The organism is Corynebacterium sp. NPDC104732, assembly GCF_055583565.1.
Window position 1 is genome coordinate 1 of sequence record NZ_JBVJNS010000010.1, and the last position, 18,450, is coordinate 18,450.

The 18,450-nt window shown below is 57.7% G+C and carries 16 protein-coding genes; 8 read left to right on the forward strand and 8 right to left on the reverse strand.

Going from position 1 to position 18,450, the window contains the following annotated elements; translation table 11 throughout:
* Positions 1 to 409: 409 nt before the first annotated feature.
* From ACZ6ZO_RS08355 to ACZ6ZO_RS08375, 5 genes are all read left to right on the forward strand, one after another.
* Positions 410 to 1,930 carry a SpaH/EbpB family LPXTG-anchored major pilin gene (locus ACZ6ZO_RS08355; RefSeq protein ID WP_465291877.1) on the forward strand — a complete coding sequence of 507 codons (1,521 nt, stop codon included), beginning with the start codon at positions 410 to 412 and terminating at the stop codon, positions 1,928 to 1,930.
* Between the two features lie 124 nt (positions 1,931 to 2,054).
* Positions 2,055 to 3,002, forward strand: a complete 948-nt coding sequence (locus ACZ6ZO_RS08360; RefSeq protein ID WP_407926287.1) for a class C sortase — start codon at positions 2,055 to 2,057, stop codon at positions 3,000 to 3,002.
* A complete protein-coding gene (locus ACZ6ZO_RS08365) occupies positions 2,995 to 3,783 on the forward strand; it encodes a prealbumin-like fold domain-containing protein (protein ID WP_182387127.1) in 789 nt (262 codons plus the stop codon). Before ACZ6ZO_RS08360 ends, ACZ6ZO_RS08365 begins: the two co-directional genes overlap by 8 nt.
* An 80-nt stretch (positions 3,784 to 3,863) precedes the next feature.
* Positions 3,864 to 7,106: a SpaA isopeptide-forming pilin-related protein gene (locus ACZ6ZO_RS08370; RefSeq protein ID WP_465291879.1), complete on the forward strand. Its 3,243-nt coding sequence runs from the start codon at positions 3,864 to 3,866 to the stop codon at positions 7,104 to 7,106.
* Positions 7,107 to 7,112: 6 nt separating this feature from the next.
* Positions 7,113 to 8,213, forward strand: a complete 1,101-nt coding sequence (locus ACZ6ZO_RS08375) for a hypothetical protein (RefSeq protein ID WP_465291881.1) — start codon at positions 7,113 to 7,115, stop codon at positions 8,211 to 8,213.
* Positions 8,214 to 8,261: 48 nt separating this feature from the next.
* Here ACZ6ZO_RS08375 and ACZ6ZO_RS08380 read toward each other — a convergent pair whose 3' ends face one another.
* A complete protein-coding gene (locus ACZ6ZO_RS08380; RefSeq protein ID WP_417925676.1) occupies positions 8,262 to 9,104 on the reverse strand; it encodes a DMT family transporter in 843 nt (280 codons plus the stop codon).
* A gap of 121 nt (positions 9,105 to 9,225) precedes the next feature.
* On the opposite strand from ACZ6ZO_RS08380, the gene ACZ6ZO_RS08385 reads away from it, so the two are divergent.
* Complete coding sequence (locus ACZ6ZO_RS08385; protein WP_465291884.1) at positions 9,226 to 10,491, forward strand: aspartate kinase; 1,266 nt, start codon at positions 9,226 to 9,228, stop codon at positions 10,489 to 10,491.
* A 93-nt stretch (positions 10,492 to 10,584) separates the two neighbouring features.
* Positions 10,585 to 11,613 carry an aspartate-semialdehyde dehydrogenase gene (locus ACZ6ZO_RS08390; RefSeq protein ID WP_465291886.1) on the forward strand — a complete coding sequence of 343 codons (1,029 nt, stop codon included), beginning with the start codon at positions 10,585 to 10,587 and terminating at the stop codon, positions 11,611 to 11,613.
* A 30-nt stretch (positions 11,614 to 11,643) separates the two neighbouring features.
* Here ACZ6ZO_RS08390 and ACZ6ZO_RS08395 read toward each other — a convergent pair whose 3' ends face one another.
* Entirely contained in the window at positions 11,644 to 12,195 is a 552-nt protein-coding gene (locus tag ACZ6ZO_RS08395) for an RNA polymerase sigma factor (protein ID WP_182387121.1), read from the reverse strand.
* 55 nt (positions 12,196 to 12,250) lie between these two features.
* Between ACZ6ZO_RS08395 and ACZ6ZO_RS08400 the strand changes: the two genes are divergently transcribed.
* Complete coding sequence (locus ACZ6ZO_RS08400) at positions 12,251 to 12,664, forward strand: Ohr family peroxiredoxin (RefSeq protein ID WP_182387120.1); 414 nt, start codon at positions 12,251 to 12,253, stop codon at positions 12,662 to 12,664.
* A gap of 168 nt (positions 12,665 to 12,832) precedes the next feature.
* Here ACZ6ZO_RS08400 and ACZ6ZO_RS08405 read toward each other — a convergent pair whose 3' ends face one another.
* From ACZ6ZO_RS08405 to ACZ6ZO_RS08430, 6 genes are read right to left on the reverse strand one after another with little or no spacing between them, the layout of a single operon-like run.
* Complete coding sequence (locus ACZ6ZO_RS08405; RefSeq protein ID WP_208768548.1) at positions 12,833 to 13,108, reverse strand: Na+/H+ antiporter subunit G; 276 nt, start codon at positions 13,106 to 13,108, stop codon at positions 12,833 to 12,835.
* A complete protein-coding gene (locus ACZ6ZO_RS08410; protein ID WP_465291889.1) occupies positions 13,105 to 13,353 on the reverse strand; it encodes a monovalent cation/H+ antiporter complex subunit F in 249 nt (82 codons plus the stop codon). The genes ACZ6ZO_RS08405 and ACZ6ZO_RS08410 overlap by 4 nt, the downstream gene beginning before the upstream one ends.
* Entirely contained in the window at positions 13,353 to 13,772 is a 420-nt protein-coding gene (locus ACZ6ZO_RS08415; protein WP_465291891.1) for a monovalent cation/H+ antiporter subunit E, read from the reverse strand. Before ACZ6ZO_RS08415 ends, ACZ6ZO_RS08410 begins: the two co-directional genes overlap by 1 nt.
* Positions 13,759 to 15,240, reverse strand: coding sequence for a monovalent cation/H+ antiporter subunit D family protein (locus ACZ6ZO_RS08420; protein ID WP_465291893.1), 1,482 nt, complete (start codon positions 15,238 to 15,240; stop codon positions 13,759 to 13,761). Before ACZ6ZO_RS08420 ends, ACZ6ZO_RS08415 begins: the two co-directional genes overlap by 14 nt.
* Entirely contained in the window at positions 15,237 to 15,647 is a 411-nt protein-coding gene (locus ACZ6ZO_RS08425; RefSeq protein ID WP_465291895.1) for a cation:proton antiporter subunit C, read from the reverse strand. The genes ACZ6ZO_RS08420 and ACZ6ZO_RS08425 overlap by 4 nt, the downstream gene beginning before the upstream one ends.
* A complete protein-coding gene (locus tag ACZ6ZO_RS08430) occupies positions 15,644 to 18,406 on the reverse strand; it encodes a DUF4040 family protein (RefSeq protein ID WP_465291897.1) in 2,763 nt (920 codons plus the stop codon). The genes ACZ6ZO_RS08425 and ACZ6ZO_RS08430 overlap by 4 nt, the downstream gene beginning before the upstream one ends.
* Positions 18,407 to 18,450: the final 44 nt, after the last annotated feature.

The following is an 18,450-nucleotide window of genomic DNA, read 5'->3' on the forward strand; positions in this document are numbered from 1 at the left end:
CCTTCGAAAACGCCATCAACAATGATCCCACCAAGCCCAACTCGATAACCCCCAAGGCCGCTTAACTAACTGTCCACGATTTGCGGGCAACCCCAAAGGTGTTAAGCTGCACCAACGGTATTGTTTTGATAAGGAAACATTCAGGAGAGAAGAGGCATTGTTAACTGTGACTGTCTAGATGGTCACATGGGCTTAGCTTCCAACTTCCAAAGCGGGGTGTTAAGCTTCCTTTAAGCGATTCATGAGAAGATCAAAGCTAGCTGTGACCTCGCCCCAATGATTGCCTGTTTTCTGAAGGGCAATTGTGAGTGTGCCCTAGAAAACTTCCGGAGTGGCTCCCCAACCAACATGGAACTGGCCCCACCAAACGGGCGTTCCTACTTAGAACTGAAGAAAAGGACTCTTCCAAGTGAACAAGTTCTCTCGTACCGCCCGCTCGGTATCATTCGCCGCCATTGTCGGCCTCTCCCTGGGTATCTCAGCACCAGGTGCATTCGCGCAGGAGGAAGGCGATACTGCTACTGCTATTAATCCTGGCGAAACGAACGAAGGCGCTGGAGCCGGTAACATCGATTTCAGTAAGACTGGTGCAATCACCATCCACAAGCGAATCGGTGCGGAAAAAGACGAAAATAACACCGGCATGGATCTAGGAGAAGCGGCTCCAGGAAAAGCTATTGGTGATAATCGCGTCTCCTTTACTGTAAAAAAGGTTACGAATGCCGACCTGACCACCAATGAAGGTTTCGCTGCAGCTGCGAAGTTGACTCCGAAAGATGCTGAAGCTCAAGGTGAGGGCAAGACAGTTGTTGTAAAGGATGGCGTTGCTGAGTTCAAAGACCTCGAAATTGGTGTTTACCTGGTTGAGGAAAAAGTAACCGAGCAGGTTGAGGCGGGTGGTTCTACCCTGATTCCAGCTAAGCCGTTCTTGGTATTCGTACCGACAACCGGCCCAGAAGGTAACGCATGGAACTACCACGTACATGTGTACCCGAAGAACTCCGAGTCGAAGACCGAAAAGAAGGTCGAAGACGCTGACAAGAACACCCAGGACGCATTCAGCTACACGATCACTGCGGATGCCCCGAACTTCAATAAGGAACGGAAGCAACTAACGAAGTTCGAGTTCAAGGACAAGCTGGATAGTCGCCTTGAGTTCGTTGGGGTGACAGAAGTAAAGGCTGGCGACAAAACCCTTTCCGAAGATGATTACGAAATCACCGAACCTTCTCCAGAAAACGAGAACACCCTCACTGTTTCCCTCAGTGAACAGGGGCGAGACAAGGTGGAATCCGGCGCTAAGATGTCCCTGAAGTTCGAGGTCAAGCGTAAGAATGTTGGCGAGACTGTCGAACTCAAGAACCAGGCAGATGTCATCTTCAATAACCCGAGCACCGGTGATGACGTTGAACAGAAGACCAACGAAGTTATCACTTACCACGGCAAGCTGAAGGTCGTGAAGACGGACAAAGATAAGAACGAGACCCTAAAGGGTGCGGAGTTCGAGCTGTACCGTTGTGATGCTGGGGCGGAATCGGTAAGCGATGAAAACAAAATCACTATCGGTGAAACGAACAAGTGGACCACTGGTGAAGACGGAACCTTAACCATTGATGGTCTTCACGTTACCGATGTTGAGAACCACGATGCTCCGATTGAGAAGCACTACTGCTTGCTTGAGACCAAGGCTCCTGCTGGTTACAAGAAGAACAACAAGCCAATCTCCTTCACTATGACTCGTGAGGACATTCAGAAGGTAGAAGGCGAGGGCGACGACAAGATTACTTTGGTCAAGGAAGTTGTCAACCTTCGTGAGGACACCCCGCAGCTGCCACTGACCGGTGGTGCTGGTGTTGGCATCCTGGCCGCGATCGGTGCAGCAATCGTCGCAGCTGGTGCTTGGTTCGCACGCCGCGGAGCTAAGAACTAAATCCGAGTACGTACTCGGTGAGTCTGGTGGAGAAACCTCCAGGCTGTGAAGCAGGGTGCGCGCAGCGTACCCTGCTTTACTTTCTGTTAAATGAAGCAAATGTGACAACTTTGGGAGCTACCCAGTGGACAATTCTCCGGTGCAGGTGATTGAGGATTCGCCGGCCGATCAGGACAAGAAGAAAAGCCTGGTGTTGCCAGCGCTACTCGTCGTTCTTGGCATGCTCGTCATGCTTTATCCTGTCGTGTCCACTGCGTGGAACAACTATGGCACGTCCAAGGCAGCGGCTGAGTACGCGAAGCTGGAGACTTCCGTTCCGCAAGAGGTGAAGGATACCCAGTGGGATCGGGCGCACGCTTACAACGAGGAGCGCAGCACTGGCCCGATTTTGGACCCGTGGCTGAACCAGATCCGTGGGAACAACCCGGAGTACGCTGCGTATCTGGAACAGCTCAACGCCACTGATGTGATGGCCCGTTTTATTTTCCCAAAGATCAAGGCTGATCTGCCCGTCTACCATGGCACCGATGATGACACCCTGCAGAAAGGCTTGGGCCACCTGTTTGGTTCGGATTTGCCGGTCGGTGGCGAAGGAACTCACGCGATTCTTACTGGTCACACGGGGCTGTCGAACGTGACCATGTTTGATCACTTGAAGGACGCTAAGGAAGGCGACGTCTTCTATGTCCAGGTGTCTGGTCACAAGCTCAAGTATGAGGTGGACCAGATCAGGGTGGTGCTGCCGCATGAAACTGATGGGCTGCGGCCGGAGGCTGGCAAAGACCTCATTACGTTGATCACCTGTACCCCGTACGGCATCAACAGTCACCGCTTGTTGGTGCGTGGGCATCAGGTCCCGTTGGAGCCGTCGGAAAGCGCGGTGTTTGACCAAAGTCACGGTGCTGGTTGGCAGTGGTGGATGTATGCCCTGGTGGCAGCCGTTTTGGCGATCGCATTGGTGTTTGCGTGGTGGCTGTGGCGGCAGCGCCACCCGCAGCCTGTCGGTCGGCACGCACGCAGAGAAAATCAAGAAAATGAAGAACCTCAATGGTGGGAGAACGACAATGACTAACCGGCACACGGTCCGACTGCGCGCAGTAGTCGCCGCAACCATCGCTCTCACCTGCTTCGGTGGCGCGTCGTTAAGCGCAGGGCTTGCCGACGCCGTCCCCGTAGCCGGACTCACCACCGGCGAGCGTGCAGTCGGGACCGACATCCTGCGTATCCAACTCACCCAAGGCAACCCGGCCGACAACGGCAAGCCAGTCAGTGGGCTGATCCAGGGCGTCACTATTCACCTCAACCGGCTGGCAGGGATCGACCCTAACAGCCCCGAAGACATGCTCCGTGTGGAGAAAGCAGCTCTTGACGAAGTCAAAACCTGGCCCACAGACTCACACTTCTCCCTGGTCACCGACGCGAACGGCATTGTGCAATTCGAAGGACTGCCACGGGGTATCTACCTAGTCACGTCAACTTCTCCAAGCGATGAATACCGCGAAATCAACCCGTTTTTGGTGGCCGTGCCATTCCACACCGTCCAGCACAACTCCACGCCAGTCGCAGGAGTTATCGTGGTGAAGTCACACAAACCAGGGAACCCACCAACCTTCCCGCCTGTTGTTCCGCCAGTTGTTCCGCCAGTTGTGCCGCCATCCGAACCACCTGCTACTCCGCCAACCCGTCCCGGCCAACCCCAAGAAGTACCAAGTAAAACAACATCACCCAAAGAGCCACTGGCAATGACAGGAGCTCAAATTACGGGACTAGTTGCTCTTGCATCAGTACTGCTGTCAACCGGGTTTGTACTCATCGCGCTTAGCCGCAAGAAACGCACCACAGGAGCTCAATGACGGTTCACGGGAAAACATCCAAGTTTCACAAAAACCCAATTTAAAACAATTCTGCTGTTAGAAAAGGAATAGATATTAGAATGTGGGATTTTGCCTCGTCTAGAGGGATCCGTGGTTTTTCTATAGCGCTGGCACTTTTCCTAACAATCGCTTTAAGCATCTCCCTCACCGGTGCTATGGCGCAGACAAACACAACGATTACCGTTCAACCAACCTCCGTTAACTATGAGGCTAGGTACAATCGAATCGCTTTTGATTTTAGTGCTGGCCAAAATATGGAGATCACCAAAATTACGGTGGTGAACAGTGGTAGCGCGACGTTCTCTAGTCCCAATCGTTTCAGTGAATTCTCGGTAAATCGGCAAATTACTTCACCTACCCCATTTACCTCTGCTGGCCGTAGCTTAACCAGCAACTTTACGCAGCCACTAAAAGTAACGGCAACAGACACATTGACCTTAAAATGGGCTGTCACCGGAGGTATTCCCAACGCGGGAAACCTAAAGGTGACTATAGAAGGAAAAATTACAGAAAACCTCAAACCGCAGTCCTGGGCAGGCAATGACACAAACGGAGCGTTTTTACTCACGGCAACTCAGGGTAACTCGCCGACTCTCACCTTCACTCGCACCATCGATACTGATGGCACTTTGGCAGGCTATATTGAGGCAACCAGCCAATTCCAAAATGGCTACGACGTAGAAGGTGGAAAGCAATCAGTGCTTAAAATCTACGACCCGCAAGGACATGTCCTGGTCACTGTTCAAAATGTCCCGGGAAGCCAAGAGGTGCAACCAATATCGGGCGTAGATCAGCCATCAAATAACTGGGGTGGTGTACGGTTCAAGCTGCCAAGCGAAATCAAGGTGCCAGCCGGTTCACGTATTGAAGCTACTGTCCCGTACGGTTTCCGCAACAGTACTGTGACGAGCCCAGACATCAAGTCACCTACTGGCCCGGGCAAGTTTACGATCAACTTTCAAAAGGCCAGCAACTTTCAGAAACCAAATCAAAGCGGTTACTTCTGTCTAGCACTCGTTGGCGATGGTCCAGTATCTGGTTTCAAACTTGCACCTAATAGTGATGAACAACGGAAAATTACTGGAATTAAAGGAGTCGTCTTAGTAGCCGACGGAGGAAGTGGTGCTCAAACGAGCGTTCCTGGGCCATTTAAGATCGACTATTCTCCCGAGGACCAAACCGGTTCGGCCTATGTTCGGTTCCCGCAAGCGATGACAGCCGATCAAGACACTGCCATGTGTGTGGTCTTGTCCTTTGATGCCAATGTTGACATGACCCAAAACGTGGGTGATCATTTCACCTTTGCCGCAGAACGGAACCTATTTCCTGGAGAAACCCCACGTGTAATGGATCCTGACCAGGGTTGGGATACCCCGACCGTTGCTAATCCGAAGCCGGTCCCGCGCTGCGGACAAAACATCGCCATTGTCATGGATGCGTCAAACTCTGTGATCGTGAAACAAGGCGTGGACGCAATGTCAGATGCTGCCTCGAACATAGTGAAGGCCCTGACTGGCACGGCAACGTCTATTGGTGTCTACAACTTCGGTTCAAACGGAACCCGGTTTGAAGACGCGAAGCTTCCTAGTACCTCGATCCAGGATGAAGAAGGCGCAAATAAAGTTCTCACTGCCATTGGAAAATACAACTCAAACATGAAGCTTCCGGGGTCCTACACCAGTGTGGGCCAAGGAGCAACAAACTGGGAAGGCGCGTTGAAGAACATTGAGGACTTCAACAAGCAGAATCCCACTTCGAAATACGATGTCGTCTACTTCCTGACAGACGGTTACCCAACTTTCAGTGATTCCACGCCTCGCGGAGGGGCTGAAGACGCCTCCGCAGGTATGGTGCATGTTTCGGATGTGAAATATGCGAAGCAGGCAGCTGATCGTGTTAAGCAGCAAGGTACGCGTATCCAACCAGTGCTGATTAATGTTCGAAAGGATTTCACGGAACCTATCGCGAAGGACTCGACGGCAGTCTTTAAAGAGAAAAGCACATACAAGGCGGCTATCGAGGCTTACCGTCAGGCTTACGGCAGCGTGCCTGCACACCTCTTCCTACCTTGGGCCCAATCCCAAGAGAATACTTTCGTGCGTGATGTGCTTAACAGACAAGATGCGGATATTTACACTGTCGGGGACAGGACACTGTTAGGTCAGGGGTTCGGTGACCCACTCGCTTCAAAACGTGATCCGCAACCTCAACCGGATAACACCCGAGTAGTTCTGAATGAGCGAGACTGGTCCACTTGGGCTGTTGGCGAACGGGGTCCACTTCAGATGGGCGATGTTATTGCAGCTAACGGAGATTCGATTCTGGCAACAACATTTGGAGACCTCAAGCGTGTGTTAGCCGAGGTTGCGCTAGCATCCTGCGCTGGCACGGTTACTCTGATGAAGAGTGTGATTGATGCTGAGGAAAACCCAGTACCTTCGGAAACACTCGCGGGTTGGGAATTTAAGGCCCATACGCCGGGAGGCAACTTCCTGGTTGCCCAAGATGATTCCCGAACCAATGAGACCTCGGATATCACGGACGAATCCGGTTCCGTGACTTTCCACATAGAAACTGATAACCCTAAAGCTAATCCAGAGATCCAAATCACTGAGTCAAAGCGCAACGGTTACAGCTTGTTCCGGCAAACCTCTGCTAGTAAAGCAGCCAATGCCCGATGCTCAATCAACTACCTTGATGGCCAACCTGCGCAAGAGATTGAGGTGAACGACGTCGGCGATGAGGGGAACCAGGACTTCCAGGTTTCGGTAAAACCAGGGGCAGTTGTAATCTGCAAGGTCGTCAACCAGAAGGAACCAGAAAACGGTTTCTTCCGCGTCGATAAGGTGGATATGGATGGAAAACCCCTGGACGATGCGCGATTTGAGGTATGGCAAGCGAGTGGCTCAGGAACCGAACGCCAAGGAACGGGCCCTGTGTGGAAGACAGGAGATGAATCTAAAATTAAATTGGCTCCTGGCAAATACCTGTTGATAGAAACACAGGCTCCACGCGGTTACTCACTACTCCCAGAAGCAATCCAGTTCGAAATTGTCGGAGAGAACGGTCAGCAGATCATCAAACTGCCCAATGCTGGCAACGCGGTTTTCGTGCTTAATTCTGGGCCTGATGAGAGCGTGTCCCAGGGATTTGGCACCTATATGCAGGTGGCGGATGTGCAAATGGGTACCCTTCCCAAGACCGGTGGCGGTGGAATTGCACTGTGGGTAGTGCTGGGGTCGCTCTTGGTGAGGGCGGGATGGCTCTCAGTGGGGCGTCGTGAAGCGAAAGCACTACACTAACAACCTATGTCCGTAACTCAACGTGGGGCGGTGGCCACTGTAATTTTCGCGGCGGTGACCGCCCTTCGCCTTGCCGTCGTCGCCTGGCTTGCCGACGCCAAAAACCAAACCCTTAGCAGCGTCCTCACCCGGTGGGATGCCATCCACTACATCAGCATCGCCCGCGGCGGCTATTTCGAGGACATGGACCCCACCTCCCTCGGCGGCTACCAAGCGCGACTCGCGTTCTTCCCCCTCTTCCCCTACCTGCTGAGGGCAGTGCACGAGGCTACGAGGCTGGACTACCTACCAGCAGCCCTAGTGATCAACTCCCTGGCGGGGGTGGCGATGGTGGCGGCGGTCATGGCGATCGCGAAGCACATGGGGGCCGGGACATGGGGCCAGGTGGCCGGGGGAGTGCTCATCGCCGGCGCCCCGATGGGGCTTACCTACAACATGCCCTACACCGAGGCCCTGTTTTCCGCGCTAGCTTTTTGGGCGCTGTACTTCATGCTGCAACAACGATGGGGCCTGGTCGGAGTCTTGGTGTTCTTCACCTGCCTCACCCGCATCACCGGCATAGACCTTTGGATAGTATTCCTCCTGGTAGTGCTGGTTCACGGGCGGCGAAACTGGCGCGCATGGACCGCCCTGGCACTCTCCCCACTCGGGCTGGTGGCCTACCTCATCTTCGTCGGCAAACACACCGCAGACCTGGGCGGCTACTTCGGGATACAACAAAAAGGCTGGGGCTCCGCCTTCGACTATGGCGCCGCAAGCCTAGAATTCCTCAGCTGGTGCTTCAACCGCAGCAGCGACTCCTGGCTCCTCATAGTTGGGCTCATCATGCTCGGCACCATATTGCTGTTAGCCCTAAGTTTTGGGAAACTCCCCTGGCCCATCTGGCTCTTCGCCCTAGGAATAGCTCTCAACATCCTGCTCTCCGACGGCACCATCACCTCACGGCCACGCCTACTCCTACCAGTAGTGATCTGCCTTCTACCAGCAGCAACGGTCCTCTCGAAACTGCTGGAACAGTGGAAAATGGCCCTGCTGGGGGTTACCTGGGTAGTCCTCGGCTCCATCATCTCAGCCCACCCGCTCATAGCCACGGGGTGGGCTATTTAAGGGGCTGGGGTTTTGGGGGGTGTTTTTGTGAAACCCAAAACTCAACCCCTATCCCACATCCCTCCGGGAGAGCATGACGGTGGAGACGATCATGAACACGAGGGCGAGGAACATCCAGAGCCATTCCAGGTCTGTTGCTTGGAATTTTTCGCCGAGGACGAGGTATCCGAGGGAGAAGGCGACGACGGGTTCGGTGCTTTTCATTGCGGGTAGGGAGTTCCTTAAAGCGCCTGCGTTGAAAGAAGACTGTTGCACGATTGTGCCGATGGTGGAGGCGATGATGAGGGCGTAGAGCTCCCAGTTGGTTAGTAGTCCTAGGAATCCGTGGAGGACGAAGATGTCGGCGACTGCTTTAGAGAAGACCCCGACGTAGCCAAAGATGGCGCCGGTGACGATGCCGAGGATGAGGGCTTTTTCGCGGCGGATTTGCCTGGCGGCGTAGCGGTCCATGGCGAAGAGGATCGCGAAGCCTACTCCGAGGGGGATGAACCAGCGTTCGAGTGGCGGGTGGGTGATTCCGGGGAGGGGGCGTCCCAGGAGGACAAGCACGCTGACTGCGATGGTGAGCACTGAGGCCCAGGTCATTTCCGAGATTGTGATGCGTCGGCCGTCGTAACGCGCGGAGAGCGGGAGAGTGAACATGAGGGACATGACCAGGATGGGCTGGACGATGAGGAGGGGGCCGAATCCTAGGGCGACGACTTGGAGGAGGTAGGCGATGATGGCCGTCGACATTCCTGCCCACCACAGGGGTCGTTTCATTGCGGAGAGGATGGCGGCGTTGCCTCCTGTGGGGGCCGCTTCGGCGATGCGGTGGCGCACAACGGTTCCCCACGCGATGGTGAGGGCCGATGCGAGCGCGAACAGCACCGCCAAAACGTAAGAATGCACGTGTCTAGGGTACCGGAACACCCCCGCCCACCCCGGTGCAATAAAACTTAACATGGGTAAGTATACCTTAATGTTAGGTTGGCGGTAATATGGTTGCAGCGAAAAAGAAAGGTGGCGACGAATGGCACTCATCGTGCAAAAGTATGGTGGCTCTTCGCTGGAGTCCGCGGAACGGATCCGGGCGGTGGCGGAACGGATTGTCGCTACCAAGAAGGCTGGCAATGATGTGGTTGTGGTGTGCTCAGCAATGGGTGATACCACCGATGACCTGCTAGATCTTGCGGCTCAGGTGAATCCAGTTCCTCCGGCGCGCGAGATGGACATGTTGCTGACCGCCGGGGAGCGCATCTCTAACGCGCTCGTGGCGATGGCTATTGAGTCCTTCGGTGCGAAGGCACAGTCCTTCACCGGTTCCCAGGCCGGCGTGATCACGACCGAGCGTCACGGTAATGCGCGCATCGTGGATGTCACCCCCGGTCGTGTTCAGGAGGCTCTAGATGAGGGCAAAATCTGCCTCGTCGCCGGTTTTCAGGGGGTCAACCGCGAGTCTAAGGACGTGACCACCCTGGGGCGTGGCGGTTCCGATACCACTGCGGTGGCGCTGGCTGCTGCGCTGGGGGCCGACGTCTGCGAGATCTACTCCGACGTCGATGGCGTGTACACCGCTGACCCCCGCATCGTTCCTAACGCCCAGAAGCTGAAGCAGCTCAGCTTCGAGGAAATGCTGGAGCTGGCCGCTGTTGGCTCCAAGATTCTTGTTCTGCGCAGTGTTGAGTACGCCCGAGCATTTGGCGTACCGATGCGCGTTCGTTCGTCGTACAGCAATGACCCCGGCACTCTCATCGCCGGATCTATGGAGGATATCCCAGTGGAAGAAGCAATCCTGACCGGCGTCGCCACCGACAACTCTGAGGCGAAGATCACCGTCCTCGGCATCCCTGACTCCCCAGGGGCTGCCGCCACCGTGTTCCGCGCTATCGCGGATGCAGAAATCAACATCGACATGGTGCTGCAAAACGTCTCCTCCCTCGAGGACGGCAAGACCGACATCACCTTCACCTGCCCACGCGCCGACGGACCCCGCGCCATGGAAATCCTCAAGGCCCTGCAGGTGAAAGAAGGCTGGGAGAACGTGCTTTACGACGACCAGGTCGGCAAAATCTCCCTCGTCGGCGCGGGCATGAAGTCCCACCCTGGCGTCACAGCCACGTTCTGTGAGGCCCTCCGCGACAAAGGCATCAACATGGAGCTGATCTCCACCTCCGAGATCCGCATCTCTGTACTCACCCGCGAATCCGAACTCCCAGAAGCCGCCCGCGCCCTCCACGACGCCTTCGAGCTTGGCGGCGAAGAAGAAGCAACCGTCTACGCAGGTACCGGTAGATAACAACGTTGAATTTAGGGCTCCAATTGACCAAAAACTACCCCTGTTCTGGTCAATCGGAACCACAAATTCGACCACCCCTAGAAAGGATCTCTCATGACTACTGTCGCCGTTGTTGGCGCTACCGGCCAGGTTGGTCGCGTGATGCGCACTCTTCTCGAAGAGCGTAATTTCCCAGCCGACGAGGTGCGTTTTTTCGCGTCCGCTCGTTCGGCCGGCTCCACCCTCCCGTTCCGCGGGAAAGACATCACTGTTGAGGATCTCGCGCTGGTGACTGAGGAGTCCCTTAAGGGAATCGATATTGCCCTGTTCTCCGCGGGTGGCTCTACGTCGAAGCAGTACGCGCCGATTTTCGCGGCTGCGGGTGCGACGGTTGTGGACAATTCCTCCGCGTGGCGCAAGGACGACGAGGTTCCGCTCGTCGTGTCCGAGGTGAATCCGGAGGCTGCGCGCGAGTCGAAGAAGGGCATTATCGCGAACCCGAACTGCACCACCATGGCTGCGATGCCGGTGCTCAAGCCGCTGCACGATCGCGCTGGGCTCGTTCGCCTGCACGTCTCCAGCTACCAGGCCGTGTCCGGCTCCGGTGTTGCCGGCGTTTCTGCTTTGGCCGAGCAGGTTTCCTCCCTGGCTGATCCGACTGTGCTGGCTCACGATGGTTCCCAGTTGGCACCGGCCGACTTTGGTCCCTACGTCGCGCCGATTGCGTTCAACGCGCTGCCATTCGCTGGCGCGCTTGTCGACGACGGTTCCCTCGAAACCGATGAAGAGCAGAAGCTGCGCAACGAATCCCGCAAGATCCTGGGAATCCCAGAGCTGAAGGTGGCGGGCACCTGCGTCCGTATCCCGGTATTCACCGGACACACCCTCACCATCCACGCTGAGTTCTCCTCCCCAATCACCGTGGAGGAAGCCAAGGCGCTGCTGGCTGACGCGCCGGGCGTTGAGCTTGTCGACGTCCCAACGCCGCTCCTGGCCGCAGGCAAGGACCCATCTTTTGTTGGTCGCATCCGCCAGGATCAGTCGGTGGATGATAACCGTGGCCTCGTGCTCGTGGTCTCAGGCGACAACCTCCGCAAGGGTGCCGCCCTCAATACCATTCAGATTGCTGAGCTGCTGGTGTAAAGAAATAGCCCCTCAAAAGAGGGGCATTTCTTATGCTTCCTTGGCTTTCGCAGCCGGCTCAGATGCCGCCACCATATCGGCGCGGGCACGCGCCACACGGGAGCGAATAGTGCCAACCCGAACGCCCGCGATCTTCGCAGCCTCTTCATAGGTGTAGCCGAGCACCTGGGTCAAGATGAGGGCTTCCCGACGATCGGGATCTAGGGCGTCGATAAGCATGCGTGCGTCGACCCACTCCGCCCAACTCGACGGCGCCGCTGCGTCCTCAAGCTGCGCCGCCGACTTGCGCGGGCGCGCCATATCATGCCGAATATTGTCCACCCACACGCGACGCGCGAGCGACAATAGCCACGTCTTTGCGCTGCTCCGCGCCGAAAACCGGGGGAGCGCGCCGATCACGCGGAGGTACGTTTCCTGGGTCAGGTCATCCGCAATATCGCGGCCCCCGAGGTGCGCGAGCAGCCGCCACACGTCACCCTGCGTGAGCTGGATAAACTCGGTCAGGGCACGCTTATCCCCACGCCCGGCCTTCAAGGCAAGGCGCGTGACGTAATCGTCATCATGCGGCGGAATGAAGCTCATGAACACCTACATTACCAGGTACACTGGGGCACCCCGACACAGAAAAGGAGCAACAATGTCTGAAGCTTTGTACACCGCAACCGTAACCTCCACCGGCGGAGGCCGCGACGGCCGCGTTAGCGGTGACTTCGAATCCGATATCCGACCACCAGCTGCCCTCGGCGGCAGTGGCGACGCACCAAACCCAGAAACCCTCTTCGCCGCAGCTTGGGCAGCCTGCTTCAACGGCGCCCTGCAAAAGATCATGAAGGACTCCGGAGTCTCCGTTTCCGAGCATGAACCATCCGTCACCGCCTCCGTCACCCTGAACAAAGTCTCCGACGGATTCCGACTCTCCGGCGCCATCAAAGTGTCCTTCGCAGGTGGCTCCTTCGACGGCGACGCCGAACTCGTAGCCAAAGCACACGAATTCTGCCCATACTCCCGCGCAGTACGCGGCGACTTCGACGCAACAGCCGAACTGGTCTAGCTGGGCCTAGCTGGTTTAGCTTGCCTAAACCAGCTTTGGGGTTGGGGTTTGAATTCTGGGGTTTGCCCGGAAACCCGGGTTATGCTTCCCGGGGATCACAGGTTTTAGCAAGGGCCCAAACTGCCTCAGCTATCCCATAAACCCTGGGAAGCCTAGTTAAACCAAGTCCTAAAGATCCTCCACGGCGTCGTGCACGGAGCGACCCATGTAGAAGGAGGACACGGCTGCTACGACCCAGAGCCCGAAGATGGACAGGAGAGCCCTGATTAGGTTGTGCCAGTCAAAGGGGTCGGATAGCAGCTTGGCCAGGATCAATAGTGGCAGTGCGATGCCCACGGTGGGGCCCATCAAGTTAATCCTGGTCAGGGCGTCGGGTGCGCGCCAGAGCGCGATGACGGTGCCGAGGATCAGGATGCAGGCTATAGATACCAGAACGTAGCTCATCGGCGGCCTTTCGACAGGATGCGGGCGACGGACACCGTGGACAGGAGGCCGAGCAATCCGGCTAGCAGGGCGACCTCGTAAACGATTGAGGTGTCGTTAGCCATGGTCCATACGATGTACATGGCGACCATGATGAAGAACACCATGTCGGCTACGACGGCGCGGGTGGCGTCATCATGAGTGAAGAGAATGAGGGCCAGCGCGCCCAGCAGGCACGCGCCCAACACGAACACGAAAATAATCATCAGTTCTCCTCATCCGAGGTGGTGTAGGGGCCGTAGTTGGTGTCGGAATGTCCAGCTACGAAGGTAGAGTGCAGTGGGTTTCCAGCCCCTTGGCCTGGTGCGCCTTTGTCGATGGAAGCGACGGAAGGCACCAGGCGCTCCTCCATATCAGCGAGGCCGGCCAAAACCTCACCCGGGTCGGCGCCATACACAGCGTGGACGAGCAACCTGTCGCCACGGATTCCCAAGGACAGTGTTCCTGGGGTGATGGTGATGCAGCTGGAGAACCAGAAAATATCCCGGTCTGAGGTGATTCGCAGCGGGTAGGACACGATAACCGGCTTGAACCCAGTGGAACCCGAAAACGCGGAACGGACAATGACCAGGCCACCGACAATGATCTGTCCGATCAGCCAAGGGATGAACTTAAACAGATGCATTGACTACTCCAATCGGATCAGTGGTGCCGAACACCGCGGATACGTAGGACGGGACGTCGAGGAGGGCCTGTGCTGCGGTGTCGATGGCGTCGGTAAGCGGGGCGGCGGCGAAGAACATCCCCACCGACACCACCATCAGCGACAGCCCCGGCAGCAACTTCGCCCAGGTCACGCCCAACGACGCGCTATACCGCCCCATCGGTTTACCCCAGAACACCTTGCGCCAGACACGCAGCATCGACAGCAGGGCACCGATCGACGCCACAATCACCACCGAAATGACCAGCCAGGAGCGCATATCGCCAGGCTCCGCAGCTGCGAAAACGATGCCGACCTTACCCCACATGCCGGAAAACGGGGGAAAACCGACAACCGAGAACGCGCCCGCAGCCCACACCGTGGACGCAATTGGGTCGCGGCGCGCCAAGCCGTAGAGCTTCGACAAGGTTCCCGTGCCGTACGTTTCCTCAATCGCGCCGCTGGTAAGGACCAGCGAGCCCACCGTGATCATGTGATGCAGTGCGTACAGTATGCCCGCAGCCAGCGCGGCTTCGGTGCCGAAGGCGAGCATCACCAAGATGAACGGCATGCCGTTGACCATCTGGTAAGCCAGCACCCGGCGGATGGTGCGCTCGCCCAGACCAGCGAAACCGCCGATCAACATGGACACGCACATCACGGCAATGATGAACCAGGACCAGCGCTCGTCAGCGTCGAACACCACCACATACAGCCGGTACAGGACAAACACCGCCACCTTGGTGTGCAAACCGGAGAACAGGCCCATTACCGCAGAGCTAGTAGCCGGGTAGGTGCGCGGCAACCACGTATGCAGCGGGACCACACCGGCCTTCACCGCTAGCGCAATCACCACAACACCCATCGCCACTACCAGTGGCCCGTGGTCCGCAGCGCCCGCGAGCGCCGCATAATTCACCGTGCCGGACACGGCGTACACCAAGCCCGCACCAATCAGCAGCAGGGTAGAAGCGAACAAGTTAGACAGCACAAAGGTCCGGCCGGCAGCCAAACGAGACCGGGTGCCGGTCATCGCCATCAAACCGTAGGACGGCAGCAGCATAACCTCGATGAATACGAAGAGGTTGAACAGGTCAGCGGTCAGCAACGCGCCGTTCACGCCCGCGATCAGCATGAGGGTGAGCGCAGGGTAGAAACGGGCGGTGATCTCGCCAGAGACGAACGCGAACCAGTTAGCCGTCAGCGCCACCACAGAGGTAGTAATCACAAACAAGGCTGTGAACTGATCGGCGGCAAAAGCGATGGACACGCCACCGGGATAGAGGCCCACATTGTGCCCGATCGTGCCTTGCGTAAATAGCCACACACCTGCCGGAATCCCTAAAAAAGGCACCACGAGGAACAGCAGGGATCGGAGCCACCGCCACGGCGCGATGACCGCGAGTGCTGCGGCGGTCAACGGGACGGCAACGAAAAGCGGCAAGATCATGATTCCTCCAGTGCCTTGTTGCGCTCGATACGTGGGCTGTTGGCGGGCAGTGGGCGGACGTTGCGGGCGGCAGTGATAAGCAGCGCCGCTTCCGGCTCATTCGCATGCTTTGACGCGGTGTCGTCGCTGCGGCCCAGGGCAGCCAGGGCCAGCATGAACGTGGTGGTGGCCATGGAAATCACGATCGCCGTCAGGACGAACGCCTGCGGCAGCGGGTCAGCCGCCACGTCAAGAGGGGTGCTGGAGAACGGTTCGCCACGCCACTTGGAAATACCCAGCGCCAGCAGCGTCAGGTTCGCACTATGGCTGATCAAGGACATTCCCAGCACGATTCGGAACATGCCGCGCTGCAACACCAGATACGTGCCACCAGCAGCAAGAACAGCAATGGTCAAGGTGATGATCATCGGACCTCCTCCTTGTAGGACAGTGGCATGTTGTGTGGTGGTAGCGGGGAGTCTTCCGGGCGCTCATACGGTAGCGAATCCGCACCGGGTCGGTCGTAGCCGCCAAGCGCGTTAATACCCAGGGACACCATGCCCAGCACTGCAAGGAACACGCCACCGTCGAAAATCATCGAGCTGGTGACATGCTCGCCGAGGATATGGCCATGAATGGCGTACAGGAACGAACCGTGCGTCAGCCCCAAGTAGCCGGAGAAGAGCGCCATCAGCATGCCGGACCCAGTGAGTAGGAAAGGCACCTGCTTACCGACGACCGGTTCATCTTTACCCTTGGCCAGATAAGAGAGCATGAACGCCGAAGCCGCCACCAGCGCGGCAATGAAGCCACCACCAGGGGTGTTGTGGCCCCTCATGAAGATCAGCACTGCCAGCACGAGCAGGATCGGCGTCACAATCCGGCGCAAGTGCTGCAATGGGAGTGCGTTGCGGGCGGCGTCGTAAAGCGCCGGCAAATGGTCGGTGCGGGAGCGCGGCACCGAGGCAACCACCGCGGCGATGACCACGCCCGCCATACCGAGGACGGACAGCTCGCCCAGCGTATCTAGGGCACGGAACTCGACCAGGATCGTATTGACTACGTTCGCGCCACCGGTGATGCCCGGTGCCTCGCGCAGGTACCACATCGCCAGCTCAGGGCGCTCATGGCGAGCCACCAGCGTCCAGATACCGAAGAACACCGTGACGCCCACCGCGATCGCGATGGCCCCCGACCAGTACTTCCGGCCCGGCTTCACTGGGGCGAACCCACGTGGCTGATGGCGCAGCACCAGCATGATCATCACGATCACCAGTAGCTCCACCATGAACTGCGTGAGCGCCACATCCGGGGCACCCAAGGTAAGGATCTGGAACGTCACGCCCACGCCAACCGCGGACAGCAGCAGCGCCGCGGTGAGACGGGAACGAGTGCGGGCCAACCCAATCACGGACGGCACCACAATCGCCAAGGTCATGAGATCAGTCCAACGATCCGTGCCAGCAACCCGTGGCGCCAGGCCCGCGCCATCCATATTCGACGCCCACGCGGCAAGCGCCAACACAACCACCGTCACTGCCGGCCACGCCAGGTGACGTGCTGGGCTGAAGGAGTTTGCGATCTCAGCAAAAACTCGGCCAACGCGCTTCAAACCGCCGGTCGCGCGATCCAATGCCAGCGCACCCGTGAACGGCAGCAGCTGTGTGCCAGAAATCGGGGCCAGCAGCTTCTTGCGGCCGAGCACACCCAGCACACCCAGCACCAACACGGCCGCAGAAATCAGCAGTGGAACGTTCACCCCGTGCCACAGCGCCAAGTGCGAGTGGTGTTCCATCCCCACCGCGTGGAGGGCTTCGTCTACCGGGCTATCGAGCACACTGATGGCAAAAACCAGCGGTACCGACAACAGCGCCGGAAGCGCAGCCGGCAACCACAACGCCACCGGAGCTTCCTTCACCTCATCCATTGGACGTGGACCATCCACGAAAGCACCGAATACGATGCGGGCGGAATAGGTGAAGGTGAGCAGCGCAGCGATAGCGGCGAAGAACAACATCACCGGATAATCCGCGAACGCGGTGAGCATGCCCTCCTTGGACACGAAACCGAGCAGCGGAGGCACAGACGCCATCGACGCCGCAGCGATCACCACGGAAGCGAACGTAAACGGAAGTTTCTTCACCAGCGGGCCCAACCGGCGAATGTCGCGGGTGCCCGTCTGGTGGTCGATCACACCGATCAGCATGAACAAGGAGGACTTGAACATTGCGTGCGCAAGCGTGTGCACCAGGGCCGCAGCCAGCGCAAACGGTGTGCCCACACCGATCGTGGCCACCAGCCACCCCAAGTGGGACACCGTGGAATAGGCCGTGAGCTGCTTCAGATCCGTCTTCTGGATCGCAAACAGCGCGGCCATGATCGCCGTCGTCATGCCTGTGGCCATCAGCAGGTACTGCCACACCGCCACATCGTGGAAAATCCCCGAGAAGCGAATCAGCAGATACACACCGGCCTTCACCACCGCGGCAGCGTGCAGGAACGCAGACACTGGGGTAGCGGCAGCCATCGCCTCCGGCAGCCAGAAATGGAAGGGTAGCTGCGCGGCCTTCGTAAACGCAGACACGGCGATGAGCATCGCCATGAGCTCCGTCAGGTAATGATCGTCCCACATGTCGCTCGCCAGAATCTCGGTGAGGTTCGTGGTTCCGGACTGCGTCACCATGATCGCGATGGCAGCCAGCAGCGTGAGCCCACCGATGAACGTCAAGATCAACGTGCGCATGGCGCCGGCCTGGCCACCCGAACCCGAACGGGCGATGAGCAGGAACGATGCAATCGAGACCAGCTCCCAGCCCACGAAGAGCAGGATCACGTCGTCGGCAAGCACCAGCAGCAACACCGCCAGCATGAACGACGACATAATCAGGTAGAAGCTCTGGTTGCCTTTACGTTTAGGCAGGTAAGCGGCTGAATATATAAAGACGACCGCGCCGATCAGCAGGGCGAGCATCGCGAAGAAAAAGGACAGGCCATCAGCTTTGATAGCGAAAGAGGCCCCGAGCGCCCACGGCACTCGGAATCCGGATGGATGCTGTGCTAGCACCACCGCCGCCGCAATGAACAACGCAGCCAGGGGCCAACCTGCCTGCCTATCCACTACGCGTACCAGCAGCGGTGATGCCACAACGGCTGCCCCGGCAATCAGCAAAACGAGGAGCAGGGTCACGTGAGAATCACACCTTGCTTGAGGTTGTCGTCGGTCATCGTCTT